The organism is Sorangium sp. So ce128 (assembly GCF_051525245.1).
Lineage (GTDB): Bacteria > Myxococcota_A > Polyangia > Polyangiales > Polyangiaceae > Sorangium > Sorangium cellulosum_B.
Window position 1 is genome coordinate 10,525,311 of sequence record NZ_CP150313.1, and the last position, 22,592, is coordinate 10,547,902.

Here is a 22,592-nt window from a genome sequence, read left to right on the forward strand (position 1 = left end):
CCGGCGTCACTCGTCTTCGAAGGCGTGCCGCCGGAGCTCCGCGTCGATCCGCACCACCGACCGGGCATGCGCGCGGCGCGCATCGGCAAACAGGGCCGGGTGAGCGCAGGCCGCGAGGATCTCGAGCGACTCCACGATGCGGGGACCGGGGCGATTGAAGAAGGCGTTGCCGTCAGCAATGTACACGCGGCCTTGCGCCACGGCCCGATACGTCGCCCAGGGCAGCACACGGGGGAGGAGATCGAGCTCATCGAGCGTGCGCTCGAGGGTGAAGCCGCACGGCTTGATCATCACCACGTCGGGATCGAGCGCGGCGAGCGCGGCCGGCGAGAGCGTGGGCGCGTGCTCGCCGGGTCGCGTCACGAGGGGTTCCCCGCCGGCGAGGGTGATGAGCTCCGGCATCCACGTGCCGCCGATCATGACAGGTTCAATCCACTCGACCGCGAGCACGCGCGGCCTGCCCGGCGCCGCGGCCGCGCGCGCGGCGACGGCGGCGACGCGCGCGCGCAGCCGCTCGACGAGCGCCTCGCCACCTGCCGGGCGGCCGATCCCCTCGGCGACGCGGCGAATGTCGGCCCAGATGTCGTCGAGCCGCGTCGGGTGCAGGTTGATGATGCGCACGTCCTGCCGCGCAAGGCGGGCGACGGCCGCGCGGACGTCATCGAACGACACCGCGCAGACGTCGCAGAGGTCCTGCGTCACGATCACGTCCGGCCGCGCCTCCCGGAGGGCGTCCAGCTCGATGTCGTAGACCGCGAGCGCGTCCCGGAGGACGTCGCGGACCGCGGCGTCGATCTCCCGGCTGGAGCGCGCCGGCCTGAGCCGCGGGCGCGTGAGCACAGGGAGGCCGGTCAGCCCCTCGGGAAAGTCGCACTCGTGAGAGACACCGACGAGCTCGCTCTGCGCGCCCAGCGCGCAGACGATCTCGGTCGCGGACGGCAGCAGGGAGGCGATGCGCATGCGCGGTATTCTATCTCCTGGCGATCCCCGCGGGGGGGCGGTGCGCACGATGCTCGTGGTGGGCACAATGCTCGTGAAGACAGGAGGTCCCCATGAGACTGCAAGGCAAGATCGCGCTGGTCACAGGGAGCAGCCGGGGCATCGGCCGCAGCATCGCTGTCCGGTTCGCCCGGGAAGGCGCCGACGTGGCGCTCACGTACCACAAGAGCAAAGAGGGCGCCGAGGAAGCCCTGGCAGAGGTCGAGGCCGCAGGAAGGCGAGGTCATCTGTTCGCCGTCGACGTCGCCTCCGTCCAGAGCGTGCGGGGGCTCTTCCAGGAGGCCGTCGCGCGCTTCGGCCGGCTGGACGTGCTGGTCAACAATGCCGGGCTGGAGAAGCGGGCGCCGTTCTGGGAGGTGACCGAGGAGGACTACGATCAGGTGATGAACACCAACCTCAAAGCGGTGTTCTTCGGGAGCCAGGCCATGGTCCGTCACCTGCGCGAGGCGGGGCGGCCCGGCAAGATCATCAACATCAGCTCGGTTCACGAGGATCTCCCGTTTCCCCACTTCGCGTCGTACTGCGCCAGCAAGGGGGGCGTCCGCATGCTCACGCGCACGCTCGCCGTGGAGCTGCGCGGCACCGGGATCACCGTGAACGCCATCGCGCCCGGGGCGATCGAGACGGAGATCAACGCCGCTCTGCTCAAGGATCGCGACAAGCTGAGCGCGCTGCTCGACCAGATCCCGCTGGGCCGCCTGGGAAAGCCAGAGGACGTGGCGGGGCTCGCCGTGTTCCTCGCCTCGGCGGACGCCGATTACGTGACCGGCTCGACGTACTTCGTCGATGGCGGGCTGACGTGGAACTACGAGGAGCAGTAGGCGGGGCACGGCCCCTCGCCGAGAAGCGGCGTCGTTGGACAGCCTGGGCCGAGAAAAGTTTCCGACAGAATGCAATGCAGCGCGGCCGAGACCGGCGCCGGCGACCTGCCGCTGCGATGCCTCGGCGCGGAACATCTGTTGCGGCCGCGTAACCCGCATACCCGGCCACGACACATCGCATTTTTGCGTCACGCGGCCAGCTCCCTGTGGCACCATGCGCGCATGACGGAGATCAAGACCTATACAGGTGGCTGTCACTGCGGGAAGGTTCGCTACGAGGTCAAGGTGGACCTGAGCAGTCCCGTGGTCATGTGCAACTGCTCCCGCTGTTCGAAGCTGGGCGCGATGCTGGCCTTCGCGCCGGTGGACCAGCTCACGCTCAAGGAGGGTGGCGACGTTCTCACCGACTACCAGTTCAACAAGAAGGTCATTCACCATGTGTTCTGCTCGATCTGCGGCGTCGAGTCGTTCGCGCGGGGAGTCGGTCCCGACGGACAGGAGATGTGCGCCATCAACGTCCGCTGTCTGGACGATGTCGATATCGACACGCTCAAGACGATGAAATTCGACGGGAAGAGCCTGTAGTCGCGCCCGGGCTGGCCGGGTCCGCGCCGAACGCGGCCGCGGCCAGCGCACCGGGCCACGGGCCCGGACGGCGCGGCCGCGGCCGACCATCGCCAGCCTCGCGTCGGCGCTCGCGCACCTCCCGCTCGCGCCCCTGGCCAATCCGCAGGCGCGAGCCCGGGCGACACAGGTAGACTGGCGCCCGATGTCGATCGAACGAGCAAGCGCGCTCCTGGCTTCGGCCCGCTCAGCCCTCTTCATCACCGGCGCGGGGGTCTCCGCGGCCTCTGGCATCCCCACCTACCGCGGGATCGGAGGGCTCTACAGCGAGAAGGCGACCGACGAGGGGCTCGCCATCGAGGAGGCGCTCTCGGGCGAGATGTTCCAGCGGCGCCCGGAGGTCACGTGGAAGTACGTGCACCAGATCGAGCGCGCGTGCCGCGGCGCGCGGCTCAACGCAGCGCACGCGGCGATCGCCCGGATCGAGCGCCGCCTCGCGCGCTGCTGGGTGCTCACCCAGAACGTCGACGGGTTTCACCGCGGCGCAGGCTCCACGAACGTCATCGACATCCACGGAGATCTCCACCGCATCCTCTGCACGCGCTGCCCTTACGAGGCGCACGTCGACGATTACGCGGAGCTCGCCCCGTGCCCGCGCTGCCCGGCGTGCGCCGCCGTGCTCAGGCCCGATGTCGTCCTCTTCGGGGAGATGCTCCCCCTGGAGAAGGTCGAGATTCTCCGGCGGGAGCTCGCGCGGGGGTTCGACGTGGTCGTCTCGATCGGGACGTCGAGCCTGTTCCCCTACATCACGAGGCCGGTCCTGGAGGCCGCGCACTCCGGGGTACCGACCATCGAGATCAACCCGGCGCCCACCGCGGTCTCCACCGCCGTTTCGGTGCGGCTTCCGATGCGCGCTGTCGAGGCGCTGGAGGGGATCCTCTCCCGCATCGAGCCCGGCAGCTGACCGCTCGCCGGGTCCGCTCGGCCGAGCTCCGACCCCTCGCCGGCACCGACGGATTCGAGAGCAAGACCCGGAGTGCGGCGATCTTCGCGCGCGTTAAGCTCGCCTCGTGACCCGCAAGAAGTGCCGGAAGGAGGCAGACGACATGTCGGGAAAGGCCCATGCGCTCGCCGTCGGGGTGAAGAGCGACCCTCGCTGGGCAGCCGTGATCGCCCGCGACGCGAGCGCCGATGGCAAGTTCTTCTACTCGGTCAAGACGACAGGCGTGTACTGCCGTCCTTCCTGCGGCGCCCGGCCCGCGAGGCCCGAGAACGTCGGCTTTCATCCGACCGCGGCCGCCGCCGAGCGGGCGGGCTTCCGGCCGTGTCTGCGCTGCAAACCCGACCAGCCCCCTCTGGCCGAGCGCCAGGCGGCCCAGGTCGCCCAGCTGTGCCGGCTCATCGAGAGCAGCGAGCAGGTGCCGAGCCTCGAGGAGCTGGCGCGCCATGCGGGGCTGAGCGTCTTCCACACGCATCGTGTCTTCAAGGCCGTGACGGGGGTGACGCCGAAAGCCTATGCAGCGGCGCACCGCGCCAGGCGGATGAGGGCCGAGCTCGGCAAGAACGGCACCGTGACCCAGGCGATCTACGCAGCCGGGTACGGCTCGGGCGGGCGCTTCTACGAGCAGTCGAACCAGGTGCTGGGCATGACGCCCACGAGGTACCGCGCCGGAGGTGCACAGATGGAGATCCGGTTTGCGATCGGGGAGTGCTCGCTCGGCTCCATCCTGGTCGCCGCCACGGCGCGAGGCGTCTGCGCCATCCTGCTCGGCGACGACCCGGCGGAGCTGGCGCACGATCTCGAGCGCCGGTTCCCTCGGGCCCACCTGCTCGGCGCCGATGCCGGGTTCGAGCAGCTCGTCGCAAAGGTGGTGGGCCTCGTGGAGCGCCCCCGCGCCTCGGTCGAGCTGCCGCTCGACATCCGCGGCACGGCGTTCCAGCAGCGCGTCTGGCAGGCGTTGCGGGACATCCCTGGCGGTACGACCGCGAGTTATGCGCAGATCGCCTGCGCCATCGGCGCTCCGAGGGCGGTCAGGGCCGTGGCGCAGGCGTGCGCGGCCAACGCGCTGGCCGTGGCGATCCCGTGCCATCGTGTGGTGCGGAACGATGGCGGCCTGTCGGGCTATCGCTGGGGTGTCGAGCGCAAGCGCGCGCTGCTCGACCGGGAGGCGGGCGCTTGAGCGCGCGCCGCGACGACGTCCCGATCGCGAGCCGCGTGGACGAGCGGGTGGCGGCGGGGGACTGGGCGCGCGTGTCGCGGGATCTCGACGCGCAGGGCTGCGCCGTGATCGAGGGCTTGCTCGCCCGGACCGAGTGCGACGATCTGGCTGCATTGTACGCGTGCAATGAGCTCTTTCGCAGCCGGGTGGTGATGGAGCGGCACGGGTTCGGGCGCGGGGAGTACAAATACTTCGCGCACCCGCTGCCCGCGCTGATCGCCTCGTTGCGGACCAGCATCTACCCGCGCCTCGTGCCCGTCGCCAACCGCTGGAGCGCCGCGATGGGCCTCGAGGTCCAGTATCCGGAAGAGCACGCGCGCTTCGTGGAGCGCTGCCACGCCGCGGGCCAGGTCCAGCCGACACCGCTCCTGCTGCAGTATGGCGAGGGTGACTACAACTGCTTGCACCAGGACCTCTATGGCGAGCACGTATTTCCGCTCCAGGTCGCGGTGCTTCTCTCCGAGCCCGAGCGCGACTTCGCGGGCGGCGAGCTCGTGATGACGGAGCAGCGCCCGCGCATGCAGTCTCGACCGATGGTGGTGCCGCTGCGCCAGGGTGATGCGGCGGTGTTCGCGGTCCGTCATCGACCCGTGCAGGGCACGCGGGGAGTGTACCGGGTCAACGTCCGGCACGGCGTCAGCCGCGTGCGCTCGGGGCATCGCCACACGGTGGGCATCATCTTCCACGACGCCACGTGATGGCGCGAGGGGAGCGCAGGCGAGTCGGCCGTGCGGCAACCTTGTTGCTATTGCCTGCCGGTCGCCTCGTCCGGCTTGTTACTCGGCCGGCTCCTCTTCCCCCAGCCGGTCGAGCTCGCCCCAGAGCTCGTCCAGGTCGACCACCAGCCCATCACACCCTGGCACCGCCTCGACGCGCCCGCCCGCGGCTGCCTGCGCCCACACGTAGCGCCCGTCCGGCCCGAGCTCGTAGATCTCCAGCATCCTCGTCGCCGGATCGAGCAGCCAGTACCAGCGCACGCCGAACGCCGCATATTCGCGCAGCTTCTCGATGCGGTCGCGGTGGACGTCGCGCGGCCGCGGCGAGACCACCTCGATCATCACGTCCGGCGGGCGCCGCATGGGCCCGCGCCGCGGCGGGGGCCTCTGCCCGGGCAGCACCATGGAGACGTCCGGCTTGCGCCCGCTGCCCTTGCGGAGGAGGTACTTGAGCTCCGAGCCGGCCACGAAGCCGCCGCGGGCCGCCGCCCACGCGCCGAGCACCCGGATGAGCCACATGACGGCGGTCTCGTGGATCCAGTCCGGCACCTCTTCCTCCACGAGCAGGCCACCGACGAGCTCGCCCGGCTCGTCCTCGGCGAGCTCCAGCCAGGCCTCATCGCTGAGGCGGTCCGAGCTGTCCAGAGCAACGGCGGCGCCAGCCATCACGGCTTGTGAGGATAGCACGCTTGCGCCCCCCGGCGGCGGCAGCGCTCTCCTCCCCGGCTGCCCGCTTCCATCCCGTCACCCCGGCTCCGCCGCCGCCCCCGGCGGCGCGGCCGGCTCGGCCTTCTTCGGCTGCTTCTTCCGGCGGCTCTCCAGCCACGCCCTGCGCTTCTCCACCCACTTGGCGAGATCCTTCGCAAGCCAGCCGCCCTTCTGCCGCCCCACGATCTCCCGCAGCAGCAGCGCGGCCTGGCCGTGGCCGATGCGCATCGCGAACAGATCGTCCATCACGATCTTCGCCCACCGCGTCCGGCGCACCGAGTCCATGTGATCGACGAACTGCTCTACCCGGAGCAGCACCTTCGTCCCGACCCCCGTCTTGCCCGTCACCACGAGCGCCGCCGTCTTCTCCTTGTCGAGCGCCTCGAGCCTGCGGATCGCCCCGTCGATCAGGTTCGCGTGCTCCGCCCACCCGGCGCCCCCCTGCTCCTTCGCCGCGCGCGTCGCGGCGAGCGCCTCGCGCAGATCGATCAGGCCGAAATCCGAGTACGACAGGAAGAACGTCAGCACCTCGCGCCGCGCCGACGCGTTGCTCTGCATCCGCTCGATCGCGGTCCTCACGCGATCCATCGAGAGCCACCGGTAGACGAAGTCGAGCCCGGTCCCCTTGATGTTCTGCGACCCCATCAGCCGCGCGTCGAACCCCGGCGGGATCTCGCGCGTGATGAAGTCGATCACCTTGTCCCCCTTCGCGTCGGCGTTCCACAGGACCGCGATGCGCTCGAGGCACAGCTCGCGGAACGCCGCGCGGAACGCCTGGTTGGCCTCGGCGTCCGCGCCCCGCGACAGCGCCGCCTCCACCTCCGCGCGCGCCTTGTCGCGGCGGGCGAGACGGCGCGCCAGCCGCGCCGCGTGGTGGACGATGTCCGGGCGGATGTCGTCCTCCCCCGCCGGCGGCGCGTGCGCCTCCAGCGCCTGCTTCACCGCCGCCTCGATCGCCTCGGGCTCCCCCTTCTTCCCCAGAACCCCGGGGCCGCCCACGATCGCCGCCGCCGCCGCCTCGTCGATCGCCGGCAGCGCGCGCAGCATCCGGGTGAGATCCTCCTCGAAGGCGCCCGCCCGCGCCGGGACGCCCACCTTCTTCATCTGCTCGTCGAAGCGCTCGAGCGCGCGCTCCTTGCCCCCGTCGCCCGTGATCACCATGTCCCGGAGCCGCGCGTCGAGCCCCTCCGTGATGAACTGCATCATCCCGCCGAGGTTCGAGTTGATCAGCACCACGTGATCGACCCCGATGTCCTCCACGATGATCTGCGCGAACACGCGCGACCGCGCGACCCGGTCCGCGCGGTTGTTCACCACCATCACCGTCGCCTTGCCGGGCGTCGCGTCCATGTCGTGCTTGTCGAACGCGAGCCGCGTCCAGTTCGACATGAACCCGGCGCGCTCGTTCGCGCTCATCCCGTTCGAGAACGTCAGCTTCCGCCCCCGGTACTGCACCGTCGGGTACGTCTTCAGGACGCCGAGATCGAGGATCACGTGATCCGCGATCTCGACCAGCGCGAACTCGCGATCGACGCCGAAATGGTCCGCGAGCGCCAGCACCAGCGCCACGTTGCGCGGGTGCTCCTGGTACGGGAGCCGATCGAGGAGGTCGACCGGCAGGAGGTCCGCGTCGATCGGCGGGATCGCGACGAGGTTCGTCCCCTTCCGCTGCGCCTGGTCCTTGAGCAGCGGGAGCATCTGCTCCTCCGTCGTGAACGACAGCCCGTCCGTGGGCATGAAGCGCGCGATCACCCGGGCGACGTCCTCGCCCCCGGGGCCCTGGATGTCCTCGTGATCCGGGTAGGCGTTCGTCAGCGTCGTGATCTCGTCGCGCATCCACTCGGAGCAGAGCGTGTCCACGAAGAGCGGCTGGAGCGCCATGCACTCCCACAGGAACACCTGGGCGCGGAGGTTCCGCCCGGCCGTGAGGATGTTCCGCTGCTCCCAGATCGTCGCCTTGTCGTACGGGCGGTAGATGAAGATCTCCTGCGCCGGCAGGTCGCGCATGGCGTGGATGAACATCGCCTCGCAGCCGGTCGTCTTCACGACGACGTCGTAGCGGAGCGCGTGGAACAGCGCGGCCTTGAGCCGCTCCGAGCCGCTCTTGCCGCGCGTGCCCCAGCCGCCGATCGTGAGCGGGATGCCCCGGCGGGCGCGCTCGATCTGCGCCGCGATCCACGCGGCCCGCAGCACCATGTACGCGAGGACGAGGAACACGATCCACGCGAGCTGCGTCGGGACGTTGCCCGCCGGCGAGACGAGGTACGAGAAGAAGCCGTCGATCCAGACCGGCACCGACGGGCCGGCGAGCCAGTCGCGGCCGCTCTGGAGCAAAGGCGGCAGCGCGACCGCGAGGTACTTGCCCGGCAGGTGCGGCTCGATCGCGTACGCGCGGCCCTCGACCTCGCCCTCGGTGTCGCCGAGCGCGACCGTGAAGCCGAGCTCGCCCGTCATCAGCGTGAACTTCTTCTGCTCGGCCGGCTCCTGCGCCACGAGCGCGCGCATGCGGGCCTGGGCGTAGCGGTCGTAGCGCAGCGTGAGCAGGGCGCGGGCGCGCAGACGGTGCGCGAGCTTGGCCGGGCCGCGCACCGTGACCGTGCCGCGCGCCGTGATGAGGCGGATCTCGCGCTGGCTCAGGCTGGCGGCGGCGAGCAGGTCGTCGATGCGGGGGACGAACGGCCCCCAGCCGCCGACGGGCGGGTAGACGTGGCGCTCGCCCGGCACGCGCGTCGGCGTGACCTCCGCCATGCCGACCGGCGGCGCGACGAGCTCGCCCGCGAACAGGCGGCCGTTCGTGTGGATCCACCCCTTGCGCTTGTCCGGCATCGGCGTGCGCATCTCGTGGATGAGCCGCCAGAGGCGGAAGCCGCGCGGCTCGCCGCGCGTGAGCACGTACCGTCCCCGGCCGCGGCGCCGCAGCGTGTACGTCATGTCGCCGCGCGACGCGACGACGAGCGCGCGCTCGACGTCCCTGGGCTCGGCGTCGGCCGGGAGCTCGACCGGCGCGCTCTCGCCCTCCAGGAGCTCCGACGCGGCGGCGAGGAGCGTCTGGCGGATGTGCTCGGCGACCGGGCGGCTCTCGACCTCGAGCAGCCGCAGCGCGGCGGCGGCCTCGTCCGACAGGTCCGGCGAGATCGCCGGGCGGCTCGCGAACTCGGCGAGCAGCTCGACGAAGGTCCCCGGAGGCAGCGGGGCGTAGGGCCCGGCGCAGAGCGTGCGCACCGCCTCGAGGGCCGCGCGGGACGCGAGCGGCGGGCCTGGCTTCGCGAGGGCGAACCGGACGGCGCGCTCGGCGAACGGGGCGGCGTCCGCGTGGTCGGTCGCGCGCCGCGAGAGCTCCCGCAGCGCATACCCGCGGACGCGAGGCGACCCGTCGCCCTCGGCGATCTCGACGAGCGCCGTGAGGGCCTCCGCGCCGCCGAGCTCGACGAGCTGGCGCACGAGCTCCTGGCGGACGTGCTCGCTCGGGTCGTCGCGGGCGAGCAGCGCGATGGCGAGCGGGTCCGCGCCCGCGGGCGCCACGCGGGCGGGCGGCGCGCCGGCGGCGGGATCGGCGCTGAGCCGGGGCGCCGAGTCGGGCGCGGGCGTGTCGGGCGGCCCTTCGCCCTCGCGGGCGCCTCCGGAGGCGGCGGCGGCCTCCGGCGCGATGCTCGACCGGCTGGCGCGGCTGGCCTGCGCGCCGTTCCAGCGGCGCGGATCCCACGGGGCGCCGGCGCGCGCCGCGCGGTCGAGCGGGATCACCGGGGCGGACGGGCGCGCCGCCGCGCCGAGGAGGCGCAGGGCGTTGCGGCGGAGGATGGGGCCGTCCTTGTCGGCGGCGTCGCGCGCGCGGAGGCGCTCGGCCAGCAGGGAGAACGCCTCGTCGGGGAACAGGAGGACGCCGATCTCGAGGGCGGCGATCTGCACCCAGCGGGACGCGTTGACCCCGCGCGACCACGCCAGCACGGAGCGGGCCGCGTCGAGCCCGAGGTGGCCGAGGCGCTCGCGCGCCGGGAGGCGGTGCAGGAGGGCGACGGCGGCGAGCAGCGCGGCCCGGCGGACGGGCGCGGGGCGGCTCGGCTCGGCGTGCGCCATGGCGAGCCGGAGGACGCCGCCGTCGCGGGCGACGTGCACCGCGTCGGACGGGTCGTCGAGGTGCTTCGCGAGGTGGGTGAGGGCGTGGTAGGCGACCTCGATCTCGTCGAGGCGGTCGGCGATGGCGGTGGCGAAGCGCTCCTGGGCCGCCTCGAGGTCGAGGTTGCGGCCGAGCGCCGAGAGGTCGCCGGCTCGCTCGACGCGCGCGGCGACCCAGCCGAGCAGGGAGGCGGCGCCGCTCCTCTCGCGTTGCTCGCGCTCTCGCGCCCAGACGCGGAGCTGCCGGGCGAGGAGCTCGCGCCGCTCGGCGGGGGTGGCGGCCGACTGGTAGGCCAGCACGAGCGCGGACTCGGCGCTGCGCAGCCGGTCGACCTCGGCGGCCGCGCCGTCGGCGCACCGGGCGAGCGCGGCGAGCAGCGCGGGCCTCGGGTGCTCCTCGTCGCCCAGATCGGCCGTGACGCGCGCGACGACCGTGGCGATGGCGCGCGGGCGCAGGCGCACCTCGATCTGGGGGAGGCTGTCCTCGATGACCTCCAGGATCGACCGCGGCGCGGCGGTCCAGGAGTCAGGCGACTCGCGCGAGCTCACGGCGCCTCCGCGAGCGCGCGAGGGCGAAGGGGACGCGCACGAGGGCGGAGGCGGCCTTGCGTCGGGGAGCGAGGGGCACCGTGCGGCGAGACCATCGGCGGGCGAGCAGCGTACACCGTCGCGCGGAGCTGTCGTGAGCCGCCGCTCGTGCGATCTGCGCTCCCCTCGCCTTCCCGCGCGCGGGCGGAGGGCGCCTGTTCAGGGCGAGCCCTCGGCGAACGTGTCGCAGTCCTCGACGCGGCCGCCCTGCATGCCGCGCTTGAACCAGGCGACCCGCTGCGCCGACGAGCCGTGTGTCCACGTCTCCGGGTTGACCCTGCCGGTCGCGGCCTTCTGCAGCCGGTCGTCGCCGATCGCGGACGCGGCCTTGAGGGCCTCCTCGACGTCGCCCGCCTCGAGCAGGTCGCGCTTCGCCGTGGAGTGGGCCCACACGCCGGCGAAGCAGTCCGCCTGGAGCTCCATCTTCACGGAGAGCGCGTTTTTCTCGCCCGGGCGCGCGGCCTGCAGCTGGCGCAGGCGGCGCTCGGTCCCGAGCACGTTCTGCACGTGGTGGCCGATCTCGTGGGCGAGCACGTACGCCTGGGCGAAGTCGCCCGGCGCGCCGAACCGCGCCTTGAGCTCGCGGTAGAAGCCGAGGTCGATATACGCCGTCCGGTCCGCCGGGCAGTAGAACGGGCCCATCGCCGACTCGCCGATACCGCAGCCCGACCTCACGGAGTCGGTGAACACCGTCAGCACGGGCGCCGGATAGCGCTGCCCCGTCCGGCTGAACACCTGCGTCCACACGGCCTCGGTGTCATCGAGGACGAAGGAGACGAAGTCGACGAGCCGCTCCTCCTCGGGTGAGCTCGAGCGCCCGCTCTGCGCGCCGGGGGTCGCGGACCCCTGACCGAGCCCCGACAGGAGATCCTTCCCGAAGACCAGCGAGAGCACGAGCAGGATCACCGTCCCGCCCACACCGAGCTTCGCTCCACCGGACGCGCCGCGGAGGTCTCGGAGGTTTTCACTGCGTTTCCCAGGTGTCCAGCGCATGGCCAGCGCATGTATAGCGTGGACTGCGCATCGGGTGGTACCTTAGCTTTCGGTCGGGACGTGCGGGTATTGCCCGCTTGGTGATGGCGCCGGCCTGATCGCGCGGCGCGCGACCGGGCGAATCGCCGCCTGCGCCTTGCCACGAAGAACACGAGGTCTCTCTCGGCGTCTCCCGATGAAGACACCTCTCTGCGCCTTCAGGCGTCCTGGAGGTGGATCCCAAGGAGCACGCCGCGGCGATCCTCGCCGCGGCGAAGGGCTGAGCGCCTCCAGAGGTCGCCACGCGCTCGCCGCCGGCCGAGCCTCCCCGCGGTTCAGCGGCGGGCGAGACCGGCGCGCTGCGTCGCGCAGTCGAACACGAGCTGCGCCAGATAGGGCGCGGAGGGGTCCTCGGGGGGGGGCACCGAGATGCTCTTCGTGCACCTCTCCCGATAGGGATGCCCGGCGAGGGAGCCCGCGTCTTTCATCACCTCGGGTGTGTAGGCGGGCCACCTTATCGTGGCCGCGCAGGAGGTCGTGCGGCAGTCCACGCCCACGACCTCGAGCGTCCGGCCCGGCGCGATCGCGCCGAGGTCCGCCTGGAAGCTCTCCTCCGCCCTCCCGGCCCATCCCGGGTCGCGGCGCTGCTGCGCGTGCGCGTCGATGACGCCCGTCCACCAGGCGGCTTCCTCGCGGCGCATCGCCTCGGGGTCGAGTGGCTCCGCGCCCTCGCGCCCCTCGCTCGGGGCGGCCTCGGAGCCCTCCTCCTGCGGATCGGCGGCGCTCTCGAGATCGGCGATGCGGCGCTCCAGCCGCCCCACCCGTTCGGCGTCGCCCTGGCCAGGGGCGCGCTCGCGCGCCGGGTCCTGGATCACGCGCGCTCCGCGCGAGGATGCCTCCCGTGGGGGCTGCTCTTCGGCGGGCGCGGTCCTGAGCAGGCTCACGAGCGAGGCGAGCAGCGCCGCCGTGGAGATCCCCATCACGGCGAGGCTTGTCCGCGAGGAGCGCAGGCGGGTTCGTTCGTCGTTCATCTTCGTTCCTCTCCCTTCGTGCCGGAGGTCGCGAGCTGGAATCGATGCAGAGGGAATGACGCAGCCGGGGCCGCGCCCGCCGGCCCGCGAGGCCAGCGGGCGCGGCCCGCGGATGCCGCGCGCGGCTCAGTAGTCGGTGACCTTGATACCGTTGAGGGAGCTCATGGCGCCGAGGGTCACGTTGACGTAGGGGAACCAGCTCGCGTAGCTCGGGTTCAGCAGGACGCTGGAGGTGACGGCGGGCTGCAGAATGGCGGAGGCGTCGTTCGAATCATCGTCGCCACCGCATACATAGCTCGTGCCCGTCGGGGTCCTGACGCACGCGCTCGCGCTCGAGAGGCTCCCCAAGGGGTTGAGGACGTACACCTTCAGGGTCACGATGTCGGAGTGTTCCAGCGTGCTGTCCGACGGCAGCGTGCAGGTGATCTTGGTGGAGCCGGAGAGGCTCGTGTTGACCACGGCCGGGCCCTCGTACCCGCAGTAGCCGACGCCGAGCCGCCGGAACGCCGCCGAGGCGTCGCCGGAGTCGAGCATCACGAGCGAGCCCGCGCAGAGACATGCAATCGCGCCCAGGGTCTTGATCATCGTCTTCATGGTGATCCCTTGTGGTTTTCGTTTCGTCAGCGCGGCCGTCCATCGGGCCGCGCGCTCGTATCCAGCAAGGCGCGGGCCTGCACGCGCCGGCGCGGATCGGGGGCATTGCTGACGAGCAGGACTGCGCCCGCCCCCTGAAAAGGAACGCGATCTCCTCCACGGGAATCCCATGGAGGGGAGGTGCGGCGCTGCGCGGCGTAACAGTGGGTCGCCCAACCCGTTACGGGGGGACCTGTGCGGCGGGGTTTCCGCGGCGCAACGCGGTGTATCACCGGCGTAACATCCGCTTTCATCGCTAGGAGCTGAGCGCCCCCGGAGGTCGCTACGCGCTCGCCGCCGGCCGAGCCGCCCCCGCGGCGGCCGCGGGCCTCCAGAGCCCCAGCGCGCGCGCGCACGGCAGCACCACCTGGGCGAGCGCCGCGCCCTGCAGCGCGCGCATCTCGGCCACGGCGAGGTGGCCGTGCGCCGCGAGCGCCGCGGCGCGGCCGCCGGCCGCGGCGCGGCCGCCGCCCGGCTCGGCCCCCGGCGAGGGCGGACGCCCGAGCGACGCCGCGGCGGCCTCGAACACCTCGGCCACGGCGCGGCGCACCGGCTCGCCGCCGGCCCCGATCGCCCACGCCACCGTCAGCCACGCGAGCTCGGCGTGCCGCGCCTCGTCCTCCGCGATCACCTCGAGCGCCGCCCGCACCGCGGGATCCTCGGCGCGGGCGCGCTTCTCCGCCGCGATCATCGCGGCCACCGTCTCGCCGACGCACCCCTCCTCCGCGGCGGCGCGCGCCAGCGCCGCGAGATCCGCGGCGATGGGCACCGCCGGCGACATCGGGAAGGCGGCCGGGCCGACAGGGCCGCCCCCATACGCGGTCGCGAGCGAGAACCCGAGGCGGGCGTGACCGACCTCGTCGAGCGCGGCGATGTGGGCCGCCTCGACGAGCGACGACGGCGCGCCGTGCGCCATGAGATCCAGCGCGAAGCGCGCGAACGACGCCACCGACGCGTGCTCCTCGAGCGCGCTCCGGAGCCATTCCCCGGCGAGCGTCTCCCGCTCCTCGTCCGTCAGATCCGCCAGCGAAGGCTGCCGCCCACCGGCACCGCTCGCCGTCGCACGCGCGAGCCACCCCGCCTCGGCCGGCCGCGGCGCTGCCGTGAGGTGGCGCCCCTCCAGGGAAAAGGGCCGTCCCACCGCGGCGCAGTCGAGGGTGTTCTCCTCGACGATCACCGCGTAACAGCACGCGCCGTCACGGCGGGTCGCGTCGCTCTCCACCGACACGATCGTGTCTTTCTCCAGCTCCCTGTCCTTGCCGTCGCAGGGTCGGTAGATGGTCATGAACTCATCCAGCGCCGCCTCGCGGTCCAGGCAAGCCCCGAGCTCGTCGAACCAATCGAAGCAGCGGACCTCCTGCGCGCTCTCGGCCTCGGCCGCGGGCTCCCCGCAGCCCGGCGCTGCGACGAGGAGCGCTGCGGCCGCCGAGGGGCCGGCGCTCAGCAGGAGGCGGGCGATGAGCGTTCGTCGAAAGGATCGGTCGAGCAGCATGACGTGCACCTCCAGCCCATGCCCGCTGCCTCATGAGCACGGCGAGGAGCTCGGAACAGGGCGGCTTATACGTGACGCTCCAGCCCCCATCGCAAGACATGGTCCACCGCCGCGCGGGGGCTCGATCGCGTCGAGACCAGCGGTTTTCGTGGGGAGCGCAGCGGCCCCCCTCGATCGTCGCGCCGCAGCGCTGACACACTCCGGCACTGCCCGGCCTGCGCGCGACCGTGGCCGCGCCCGGACCTGCGCGACGGCGCCGCCTACAGGGGGCTCACGTTGGTCGTGAACGACGCGTTCCGCAGAATGCGCCGCTGGCCGAGCGGCGTCGTGAAGCCGTTCTCCTTGTGGAAGGTCGAGGTGCTCCCGCCGCAGCTCGGATCGTCCCCGGCCCAACGCTCCGGGCAATGCGCCAGGATGTAGTCGCGATCCGGGTTGCTGCCGCCGAGGCCGTTCCACCGGGTGTGCTTGATGCAGGCGGCGCCGTCCGCCGTCCACTCGGCCTCGATGCTCATGCCAGAGTCCACGGTCTCGGTCTGGATGCCGAGCGCATCCCAGACGTCGATCGCCGTCCCGGTCTGGGTGTGCGGCACGCCGTCGCCGCAGTAGTCCGCGCGCACCATGCGGATGCACGCTTGATGGAAGTACGAGAGATCCCTGTCCTCGCAGCCGCTCGCGTTGCACTCCGCCTCGGTCACCCATTCCCTGTAGCCCCACTCGGCGCACTTCCCGATCGCCGCGCCCTGACAGGCGAACGTGAACATGCCCCCGTCGTCCGTGTGGGCCCCCGTCACCGCGTTCCACGTCCCCTTCACCGGGATCGCATCGAGGCCCTCGCCGCAGATGTTGACCCAGACATCGGGGCCGGCGCTGTACTTCACCGTGTAGTACTGGATCCCGTCGCGCTCGACGACGTTCGTGACGCGGACGAGCACCGACGACCCATCGTCCAGGACCGCCTCGACGTCCGCGCCGATGAAGTCGGCCCCGGCGACCGGCGCGCCGTCGCCCTCGCGCGTCCCGACCAGCGTCGTCGCGTCCAGCGAGACCCCGTTGAAGCGGACCCCGTTGAAGCGAACCCCGTTGAAGCGAACCCCGTTGAAGCGGACCCCGTTGAGGTTCACGCCGTTGAGCGTGCTCATCGCGAACGAGCTCTCCGCCAGCGCTTCCTCGTCCTCGCCGCCGTCGATGTCCGCGGCGCAACCGGCGCCGAGGGAGTTGAGCCCGACCATCGCCCCTGCCAGGAACCCTCGCTTCAACATGATCGCCTCCGAACGCTGCCGCTAAAGCCGTGACGCCTTGCGCATCGACGGTCTTCCCTCGGGCGGTCGGGCCCCGATCACGCGAGCGACGAAGCCCGCGTCGGCGCGAGCGCCGCAGGCCTCGTCGCCTTCACGGTGGTGGAGGGAACGAGGCGCAGATGCGGAGCCCGATCACCGGGTCGAGGAAGGTGCCATCAACGACGGTCCGGTTGTCACTTCGGACCGAGGTTTGATCATAGATATAAGCACCACCTCGCAACAGCACTTTGTCGGTCTCGATCGAAGAAATGGCCCACTCCAGCACGTTTCCCGCCATGTCATCGACCCCGAACGGACTACGTGAGGCAGGGTGCGAGCCCACCTCATCCGGCCCCATCGTGGAGCTCTCCTTGCCGTAGGTCTCATCGAAGTTGGCGTCGCCGGGAGACAGCCTGTCCCCGTGCGGGAAGATGCGGCTGTCGGCGCCCCGCGCCGCGCGCTCCCACTCGTAGTCGGTGCAGAGGCGGGCTCCGCGCACGCGGCCTGTCCTGTGGAGCCACGCGGCATACTCGGTGGCCTGAGCGAAGGAGATGCCCGTGACGGGGAAACGAAGCCAGTCCTGCTGCGCGCGGACCGCCCGCGATGGATACACGAGCGGCTCTCCTGCCCGCGCGGTATACGCCTGGATCGTGGGCTGAATCGTGAGCTGCCACACACCGCTTGGCAGGCGGCGCAGCCCCAGGGCGCCTGTCATGGCGCCGTTGCCCGCCTGGATGGACGAGCTGCCGCGGGACTCCTTCGGGAGCTCCTGGATGTAGTCGAGCCACTCCTGGAACGTCGTCTCGTGTCGCGCAATCAGGTACGCGCCTGTGCGGATCTCGTGGAGAGGAACGGTGGAGAGGAACGCCCACCGGTACATGTCGTCGAGGGCGGCGCCGAAGAGGAACCGGCCCGGCGGGATGTAGATGTACCCGGGAGGAACGTCCCCGGCGTGCGGCAGCGGGATGGAGAGCTTCAATGACTCTCCGCGTTGGACCAGGAACGGATAACGCACGATGGTGCGATTCCGCGCCTCGCAGGTGAGCAGGTAGGAGCCCTGCGCGAGCGCGATGCTCGCGAAGGGCGTCGTCCCGAGCAGGCGCTGGCCGGTCAGCTGCCGGCGCCCCTCCGCGTCGCTCTCGTACCGCTCCAGCGTGATGTCCGCGCCGGGGGGATCGGTCTCGATGGCGACCTCCGCGGGCGCGTTCCATCGCTGCCGGCGCGCGCCGTCGGGATCGTACGTGGTCATGCGCTGGAGCAGCTCGTCGCGCAGCGAGGCGTGGCCGCGCGTGTCCGCGGCGAGCGCGCGCTCGTAGAGCACGTCGCCGAGCCGCGCGCGCGCGTCGTTGCGGGCGCCGTCGAGCGTGAGCGCCGCCTCCAGCTTCTGGCTCACCTGCAGCTGCAGCCGCTCGGCCTCGGCGGCGCGACCCTGCGCGCGCTCCCAGAGCGCCTCCCCCTCGTCGCGGCGCCGGCGATCGAACGCCGAGAGCGCCTCCGCGCGGATGGCCTCGGCCTCGGCGCGCTCGATCGCCGCGGCGGACGAGGTGAGCGCGGCCTCGTGGATCTTCCTGTCCGCCCGCGCGGCGAGCTGGCGCGCCGCCCTGAGCTCCAGCGCGCCGTAGAGCAGCGCCGCGACGAGCGGGACGCCCACGACGAGGGCCCACCTGGCCACGCGCTGCGTCAGGACGGCGCGCCGCGACGCCCTCAGGAACGCCGCCTCGCGCGGCGGCAGGTCGGCCGGGTCGAGGTCCCTCGCCTCCTTGAGCTGGCGCGCGCTGAAGAGCGCGTCGCGGCGCCGACCGAGCCGCTCCCACTCGGCGGCCGAGGCGTCGAGGCGCTGGCGCGTCGCGCGCTGCTCGCGCTGTTCCTCGAGCCAGTGGCGCAGCGTCCCCCAGCCGTGGATCAGGGCCTCGTGGGCGATCTCGTAGACCGTCCCCTGCTCGCCTTCGCGCGCGAACAGGAGGCGACCCTGCACGAGCGCGTCGAGCGCGGCGCGCGCCGCCCCGTCGCCGCCCTTCTCCGCGAGCTCGCCCTCGGCGCGCCGCGCCCGCGTGCCCTGCGGGGTGATGAGCGCGCCGAGCAGCCGCCGCGCGGCCGCGTGGACCTCGGGCGGCATGCGGCCGAGCACGCGATCGGCGTGGCGGGCGAGCGCGCCCTCGACCCCGCCGATCTGCGCGAGATCGGCGCTGCTGAGCGGCGCGTCGGGCGCGGCGCGGGCGTCCCAGAGCTCGGCGAGCGCGAACTGGAGGAGCGGCAGCCCGCCCTCGGCGCGCGCGGTGGACTCGACGAGCGCGTCGACGACCGCGTCGGACTCGAACGCGACGCCCTTGGCCAGCGCCGGCCCGGTGATGGCCTCGCGGAGCTTGTCCGCCGACATCGGGCGGAGCAGGTAAAGCGCGCGCTCGATGTCGTCGCCCAGGCCGGAGATGCCGGCGACGCGCGCGAGGAAGTCGCCGCGCACCGTGGCGAGCAGGCGCAGGGAGGGCGAGCGCGCCGCGAAGGCGCTGAGCACCTCGCCGACGAGCGCCGCCTCGCCCGGGCTGCTCAGCGTCGCGAGCTCTTCCATCTGGTCGATGAACAGCACGAGCCCGCCGCGCTCCCCGAGGCGCGCGCGGAGGTCGCGGGCGAGGGAGCCCGGCGCGGCGCGCACGGCCTGGGCGATGCGCTCGGCGGGCGCGCCGAGGACCGGCTCGAGCGCGGCGGCCAGCGCGGCGAGCGGCTGCCGGCCGGGCACCATCATGGCTGCCTGGAAGGCGCGCCCGCCGCCGAGGGCGCCCTCGAGCACGAGCGAGAGCACGCCGGCGCGGCAGAGCGAGGACTTGCCCGAGCCCGAGTCGCCGGCCACGACGATCATGGGCTCGGAGCGGAGCCGGTCGAGGATCGTCCCCGTCTCGGAGCTGCGCCCGTAGAACACCGCGCGGTGCTCGAGATCGAAGACGAGGAGCCCGCGGTAGGGGTTGCCCTCCGGGGCGACGGAGGCGTGGCGGCTCCTGGCGAGCAGCTGTTCGAGCGCGTCGCGCAGCTCGTCGCCCGAGGCGAAGCGGTCGGCCGGGTCGATCTCGAGGCACCGCTCGATGACGGCCGCGAGCCGCGGATCGACGCCCGGCGCGAGGGCGCCGAGGGGCCGGGGCGCCTCGGTCTGGACGACGAGCGGGAGCTCGGTCATCGGCACGTCGTCGTGCGGCGGGACGCCGGCGCAGAGCTCGAAGAGCAGCGCGCCGAGCGAGTACACGTCGGAGCGGCGCGTCGCGAGCTCGTCGCGCCACAGCTCGGGCGGCAGGTAGTGGGGCGTGCCGCCGCCGACGCTCGTCGTCACGTCGAGCAGGCGCGCCGCCATCTCGGCCGCCTCGCGGAACTCGCCCTCGAGCGGCTCATCGCCGGGCGCGATCGCAGCGTCGGCGTCGCCCTGCGCTCCTCGCAGGGCCTCGCCGCCAGAGAGCGCGTCCTCGCCGAGCGCGTCGGATCGCCCTCCGGGACTGTCCGATCGCCCTCCGGGCATGTCGGATCGCCCTCCGGGACTGTCCGATCGCCCTCCGGGACTGTCCGATCGCCCTCCAGGGACGTCGAATCGCCCTCCAGGGACGTCGAATCGCCCTCCAGGGACGTCGGATCGTCCTCCAGGGACGTCGAATCGCCCTCCGGGGATGTCGGATCGCGCCCCGCGCGTGTCGGGCCGCGCGGCCGGCTCGAGGAGCTTTGCGAGGCCGAAATCGAGGAGCTTCGCCTCGCCTTCCGCGGTGAGGACCGCGTTGGCCGGCTTGATGTCGAGGTGCAGCACCCCCCGGCGGTGGGCGGCCGCGAGGCCCCGCGCGAGGCCCGCGCCGAGCTCGAGCACGCGGCGCGAGGGCATCGGTATGTCGACGCGGTCGAGGCTCTGGCCGCGGACGAACTCCGAGACGACGAACAGCCGTCCCCGGAGCTCGCCCACGCGGAAGATGGCGACGACGTTCGGGTGCTGGATGCGGGCGGCCGCGCGCGCCTCGGCGAGCAGACGCGCGCGCACCTCGGCGTCCGCGGTCGCCGCGCGGATGAACTTCACCGCGACCATGCGGTCGAGCAGCGTGTCGTGCGCGAGGTAGACGTCGCCCATGCCGCCGCTGCCGAGCTTCTGGAGGAGCCGGTACTCCTCGAACCGGGTCGGCGGGTGGAAGCTCGACGGGCCGGGGCTCTCCGGACCGAAGCTCGACGGGGCGAGGCTCTCCGGGCCTACGCTCGACGGCGGCAGGGCGTCACCCGCCCGCGGCTGCGTCTCCGCGCCGCCGGGGCGCAGGATGGCCTGCGAGAGGGTTGAAGCAATCTTCTCTTTCACGAGGGCCCGCCTCGCGCCAAGCGCCCGGGGACTATACTCGAGCCGAGCGTCCCCTGTGGGGTCCGCCGCCCGACGCCGCGCAGTCCACCCGCGCTCAACCCTGATCCAGGCCCGTCGACTGGCCCGCTATGTAGCGCCACACGCCCTCGCGGCGCGCATAGATCTGCGTGGAGCGGAACCGCGCGCTGAACGGCTCGCCATGCCAGGTCCCTTCGTCGCGCACCACGCAGGTCACCACGGCGAGCTCGCCGTAGTTGCGCACGCTGACCTCCTCCGCGGTCTGCGCGCTCCAGCGCAGCGCGCCCCCCTCGACCGCCGCCAGGTACTCGGCCTTCCCCCAGAGGGTCCCCTGGGAATTGACGTACGAGAAGTCGTCTGCGAGGAGGAGCGCGAGCTCGGCGAGGTCGCGCTTCACCAGGGCGCGGGCGCGGCGTTCCATGACGTCACGGATGGCTTGCCCGAAGGCGGGGTGTTCGTCGGTCATGGAGGTCCGCGGCGCCACGCAGTGTTACCCGTGCGCCCTGACGCCGTCGACGGTGAAGTCAGGCCGCGACGAGGTGGGGCGTGGCGGACGGCGCCGGCAGGATCGCGGGCATCGGACGGCGGCGGCCTCGGGGTCCAAAGGCCTTGGGGCGCATCGCGGGGCGCGCGAACAGGCGCATCGTTCAATTCGGCCCACGAGGCCGCGTCAACCGCGTAGCCATCGACCCAATCATGAATCAACGATTTTGCTCCGCAAGGCCCGTATACCGCGGAGAACCCTGTTGCGGTTCCTGGCGAGACACATCCACCGGGGTAACGTGGCCAGGTAGTCGCGGTCGGCCCAATGCATCCGCAGGCGCTCGCGCAGGGGACAGGCGATGTAGATCTCCAGGAGCGCGAGGTGGTGGCCGTTGATCGCATAGAGGGTGTGGCCGCAGCACGCGACCCGAAGCCAGTACCGATACCCGCTCGGGTTCTGCTCGATGTGCCCGCATCGCGAGCAGCTCAGCACCTCCTGGGGCGGCTCATGGCGGCGTGCCAACTCGGCACGTTCGCAGCAGCGCGGACAAGCGACGAGGAGGATCGTCACCGAACCCGGAGTGATGGGTCTCGGGCTGTGATCGTATTCCTCTCGAAACCGTCGCTTCATGGGTGCCTCTGCCCACCGAACCATCCGTCGATTGATCAACCGAGGCGGGCCCCGCTCACCCCGGGTCTACCTGCCGTCTTGGGTCACTACCCCCGCGAGAACATAGCTCGTGTCGGCCGCGAGCGCGACGACCGCCGCACCCGGCGGGAGCCCGGCGGCGCTCGGTTTCCAGCTCGCGCCTGCGTCGTGGCTGATCGAGACACCTTCCGGTGACGTTCCCACGAGGACGTTCGGGCCCGCGTCGCCGAGGACCCAGGTCGGTGAGCGATCCGTCAGACCGTCAGCGAGGTGCCATGTCAGTCCCTCGTCGATGGACCGGTACACCCCTCCCGGGTTGTGCCCGGCGAGGAGGGACTCGCCATGCACGTGAAATCGGAGCGGCTCCACGTCTCCCACTCTCCGCCAGCTCCCGCCACCGGCGGCAAGCCGATAAAGACCCCTGCTGTACAGAGCGGCGTAGATCCACGTGTTCTTGACCACCAGGTCGAAGACCTGCGATCCGTCGGGCAACTGGCGGCCGAACGGGATCCACGCCTCGGCGCCATCGGGGAGCACGAAGACGCCCTCGGAATCGGTCCCGGCGTACACGACGGCCCCCTGGACCGCAAGGGATCGTACATTCGGGTCGAGGAGGCCGTTGGAAATTGGACGCCAGGAATGGCCCGCGTCTTCCGTGACCAAGACCCCCGCTCCCTTCGTCCCGGCGAAGAGACGGCGCCCCGCGGCGGCGAAGCACTGCACCGCGGAATCCTGGGGCATGTCGCGTCCCGCCCAGCTGTGCCCGCCATCCGCGGAGACAAAAAGTCCGTCATCGGAGCCGGCGAATGCGGTCGTCTCCTGGACCGCGAGGGCGTGGATCCGTCCTCTGGTGGGAAGACCTCTCCCGGCCAGGCTCCAGGACAGGCCATGATCGTCAGACCTGTAGACGTGAAAGGAAGAGGTACCTCGTGGCCGGTTCGGGTCGGTTCCGAGCGGCATGGCGTCCCTTCGTTCCGTTGGTTCCGCCGTGCGACCAGCC

The 22,592-nt window shown here is 72.2% G+C and carries 16 protein-coding genes; 5 read left to right on the top strand and 11 right to left on the bottom strand.

The window, feature by feature from the left end; all coding sequences use genetic code 11:
• Positions 1-6: 6 nt before the first annotated feature.
• Entirely contained in the window at positions 7-960 is a 954-nt protein-coding gene (locus WME82_RS39895) for an ABC transporter substrate-binding protein (protein ID WP_438039578.1), read from the bottom strand.
• 92 nt (positions 961-1,052) lie between these two features.
• On the opposite strand from WME82_RS39895, the gene WME82_RS39900 reads away from it, so the two are divergent.
• The 5 genes from WME82_RS39900 to WME82_RS39920 all read left to right on the top strand — a co-directional run bounded on the left by WME82_RS39900 (position 1,053) and on the right by WME82_RS39920 (position 5,301).
• Positions 1,053-1,820, top strand: coding sequence for an SDR family NAD(P)-dependent oxidoreductase (locus WME82_RS39900; protein ID WP_438039579.1), 768 nt, complete (start codon positions 1,053-1,055; stop codon positions 1,818-1,820).
• Positions 1,821-2,042: 222 nt separating this feature from the next.
• On the top strand, positions 2,043-2,405 hold the full coding sequence (locus WME82_RS39905; protein ID WP_438039580.1) for a GFA family protein: 363 nt from the start codon (positions 2,043-2,045) through the stop codon (positions 2,403-2,405).
• A 184-nt stretch (positions 2,406-2,589) separates the two neighbouring features.
• Positions 2,590-3,348: an NAD-dependent deacylase gene (locus WME82_RS39910; RefSeq protein WP_438039581.1), complete on the top strand. Its 759-nt coding sequence runs from the start codon at positions 2,590-2,592 to the stop codon at positions 3,346-3,348.
• Positions 3,349-3,490: 142 nt separating this feature from the next.
• The gene (ada, locus tag WME82_RS39915) at positions 3,491-4,564 is read left to right on the top strand and encodes a bifunctional DNA-binding transcriptional regulator/O6-methylguanine-DNA methyltransferase Ada (protein WP_437853319.1); all 1,074 of its coding nucleotides are present in this window, start codon (positions 3,491-3,493) and stop codon (positions 4,562-4,564) included.
• Positions 4,561-5,301 (top strand): 2OG-Fe(II) oxygenase, encoded by a 741-nt coding sequence (locus tag WME82_RS39920; RefSeq protein ID WP_438039582.1) that lies wholly within the window; start codon positions 4,561-4,563, stop codon positions 5,299-5,301. Before ada ends, WME82_RS39920 begins: the two co-directional genes overlap by 4 nt.
• Before the next feature lie 78 nt (positions 5,302-5,379).
• On the opposite strand, the gene WME82_RS39925 is transcribed toward WME82_RS39920, so the two are convergent.
• The 10 genes from WME82_RS39925 to WME82_RS39970 form a co-directional block, all read right to left on the bottom strand.
• Positions 5,380-5,985 (bottom strand): Uma2 family endonuclease, encoded by a 606-nt coding sequence (locus WME82_RS39925; RefSeq protein ID WP_438039583.1) that lies wholly within the window; start codon positions 5,983-5,985, stop codon positions 5,380-5,382.
• A 78-nt stretch (positions 5,986-6,063) separates the two neighbouring features.
• Complete coding sequence (locus WME82_RS39930; protein WP_438039584.1) at positions 6,064-10,689, bottom strand: capsule biosynthesis protein CapB; 4,626 nt, start codon at positions 10,687-10,689, stop codon at positions 6,064-6,066.
• A 198-nt stretch (positions 10,690-10,887) separates the two neighbouring features.
• Positions 10,888-11,721, bottom strand: coding sequence for a KPN_02809 family neutral zinc metallopeptidase (ypfJ, locus tag WME82_RS39935; RefSeq protein WP_438039585.1), 834 nt, complete (start codon positions 11,719-11,721; stop codon positions 10,888-10,890).
• A gap of 314 nt (positions 11,722-12,035) precedes the next feature.
• Positions 12,036-12,731, bottom strand: coding sequence for a hypothetical protein (locus tag WME82_RS39940; protein ID WP_438039586.1), 696 nt, complete (start codon positions 12,729-12,731; stop codon positions 12,036-12,038).
• A 126-nt stretch (positions 12,732-12,857) separates the two neighbouring features.
• The gene (locus tag WME82_RS39945) at positions 12,858-13,325 is read right to left on the bottom strand and encodes a hypothetical protein (RefSeq protein ID WP_438039587.1); all 468 of its coding nucleotides are present in this window, start codon (positions 13,323-13,325) and stop codon (positions 12,858-12,860) included.
• Positions 13,326-13,647: 322 nt separating this feature from the next.
• Positions 13,648-14,856 carry a ferritin-like domain-containing protein gene (locus tag WME82_RS39950; protein WP_438039588.1) on the bottom strand — a complete coding sequence of 403 codons (1,209 nt, stop codon included), beginning with the start codon at positions 14,854-14,856 and terminating at the stop codon, positions 13,648-13,650.
• A 260-nt stretch (positions 14,857-15,116) separates the two neighbouring features.
• Positions 15,117-16,115, bottom strand: a complete 999-nt coding sequence (locus tag WME82_RS39955) for an ADYC domain-containing protein (RefSeq protein WP_438039589.1) — start codon at positions 16,113-16,115, stop codon at positions 15,117-15,119.
• 130 nt (positions 16,116-16,245) lie between these two features.
• Entirely contained in the window at positions 16,246-20,442 is a 4,197-nt protein-coding gene (locus WME82_RS39960; protein ID WP_438039590.1) for an nSTAND1 domain-containing NTPase, read from the bottom strand.
• A 94-nt stretch (positions 20,443-20,536) separates the two neighbouring features.
• Positions 20,537-20,926 (bottom strand): nuclear transport factor 2 family protein, encoded by a 390-nt coding sequence (locus tag WME82_RS39965; protein WP_438039591.1) that lies wholly within the window; start codon positions 20,924-20,926, stop codon positions 20,537-20,539.
• A gap of 714 nt (positions 20,927-21,640) precedes the next feature.
• Positions 21,641-22,162, bottom strand: coding sequence for a WD40/YVTN/BNR-like repeat-containing protein (locus WME82_RS39970; RefSeq protein WP_438039592.1), 522 nt, complete (start codon positions 22,160-22,162; stop codon positions 21,641-21,643).
• Positions 22,163-22,592: the final 430 nt, after the last annotated feature.

Excerpts from the sequence above, each read along its gene's own strand:
- WME82_RS39945 (WP_438039587.1), bottom strand. The coding sequence starts at position 13,325 with ATGAAGACGATGATCAAGACCCTGGGCGCGATTGCATGTCTCTGCGCG.
- WME82_RS39925 (WP_438039583.1), bottom strand. The coding sequence starts at position 5,985 with ATGGCTGGCGCCGCCGTTGCTCTGGACAGCTCGGACCGCCTCAGCGAT.
- WME82_RS39965 (WP_438039591.1), bottom strand. The coding sequence starts at position 20,926 with ATGACCGACGAACACCCCGCCTTCGGGCAAGCCATCCGTGACGTCATG.
- ada (WP_437853319.1), top strand. The coding sequence starts at position 3,491 with ATGTCGGGAAAGGCCCATGCGCTCGCCGTCGGGGTGAAGAGCGACCCT.
- WME82_RS39950 (WP_438039588.1), bottom strand. The coding sequence starts at position 14,856 with ATGCTGCTCGACCGATCCTTTCGACGAACGCTCATCGCCCGCCTCCTG.
- WME82_RS39955 (WP_438039589.1), bottom strand. The coding sequence starts at position 16,115 with ATGTTGAAGCGAGGGTTCCTGGCAGGGGCGATGGTCGGGCTCAACTCC.
- WME82_RS39900 (WP_438039579.1), top strand. The coding sequence starts at position 1,053 with ATGAGACTGCAAGGCAAGATCGCGCTGGTCACAGGGAGCAGCCGGGGC.
- ypfJ (WP_438039585.1), bottom strand. The coding sequence starts at position 11,721 with ATGCGCTGGACACCTGGGAAACGCAGTGAAAACCTCCGAGACCTCCGC.
- WME82_RS39895 (WP_438039578.1), bottom strand. The coding sequence starts at position 960 with ATGCGCATCGCCTCCCTGCTGCCGTCCGCGACCGAGATCGTCTGCGCG.
- WME82_RS39905 (WP_438039580.1), top strand. The coding sequence starts at position 2,043 with ATGACGGAGATCAAGACCTATACAGGTGGCTGTCACTGCGGGAAGGTT.
- WME82_RS39910 (WP_438039581.1), top strand. The coding sequence starts at position 2,590 with ATGTCGATCGAACGAGCAAGCGCGCTCCTGGCTTCGGCCCGCTCAGCC.
- WME82_RS39940 (WP_438039586.1), bottom strand. The coding sequence starts at position 12,731 with ATGAACGACGAACGAACCCGCCTGCGCTCCTCGCGGACAAGCCTCGCC.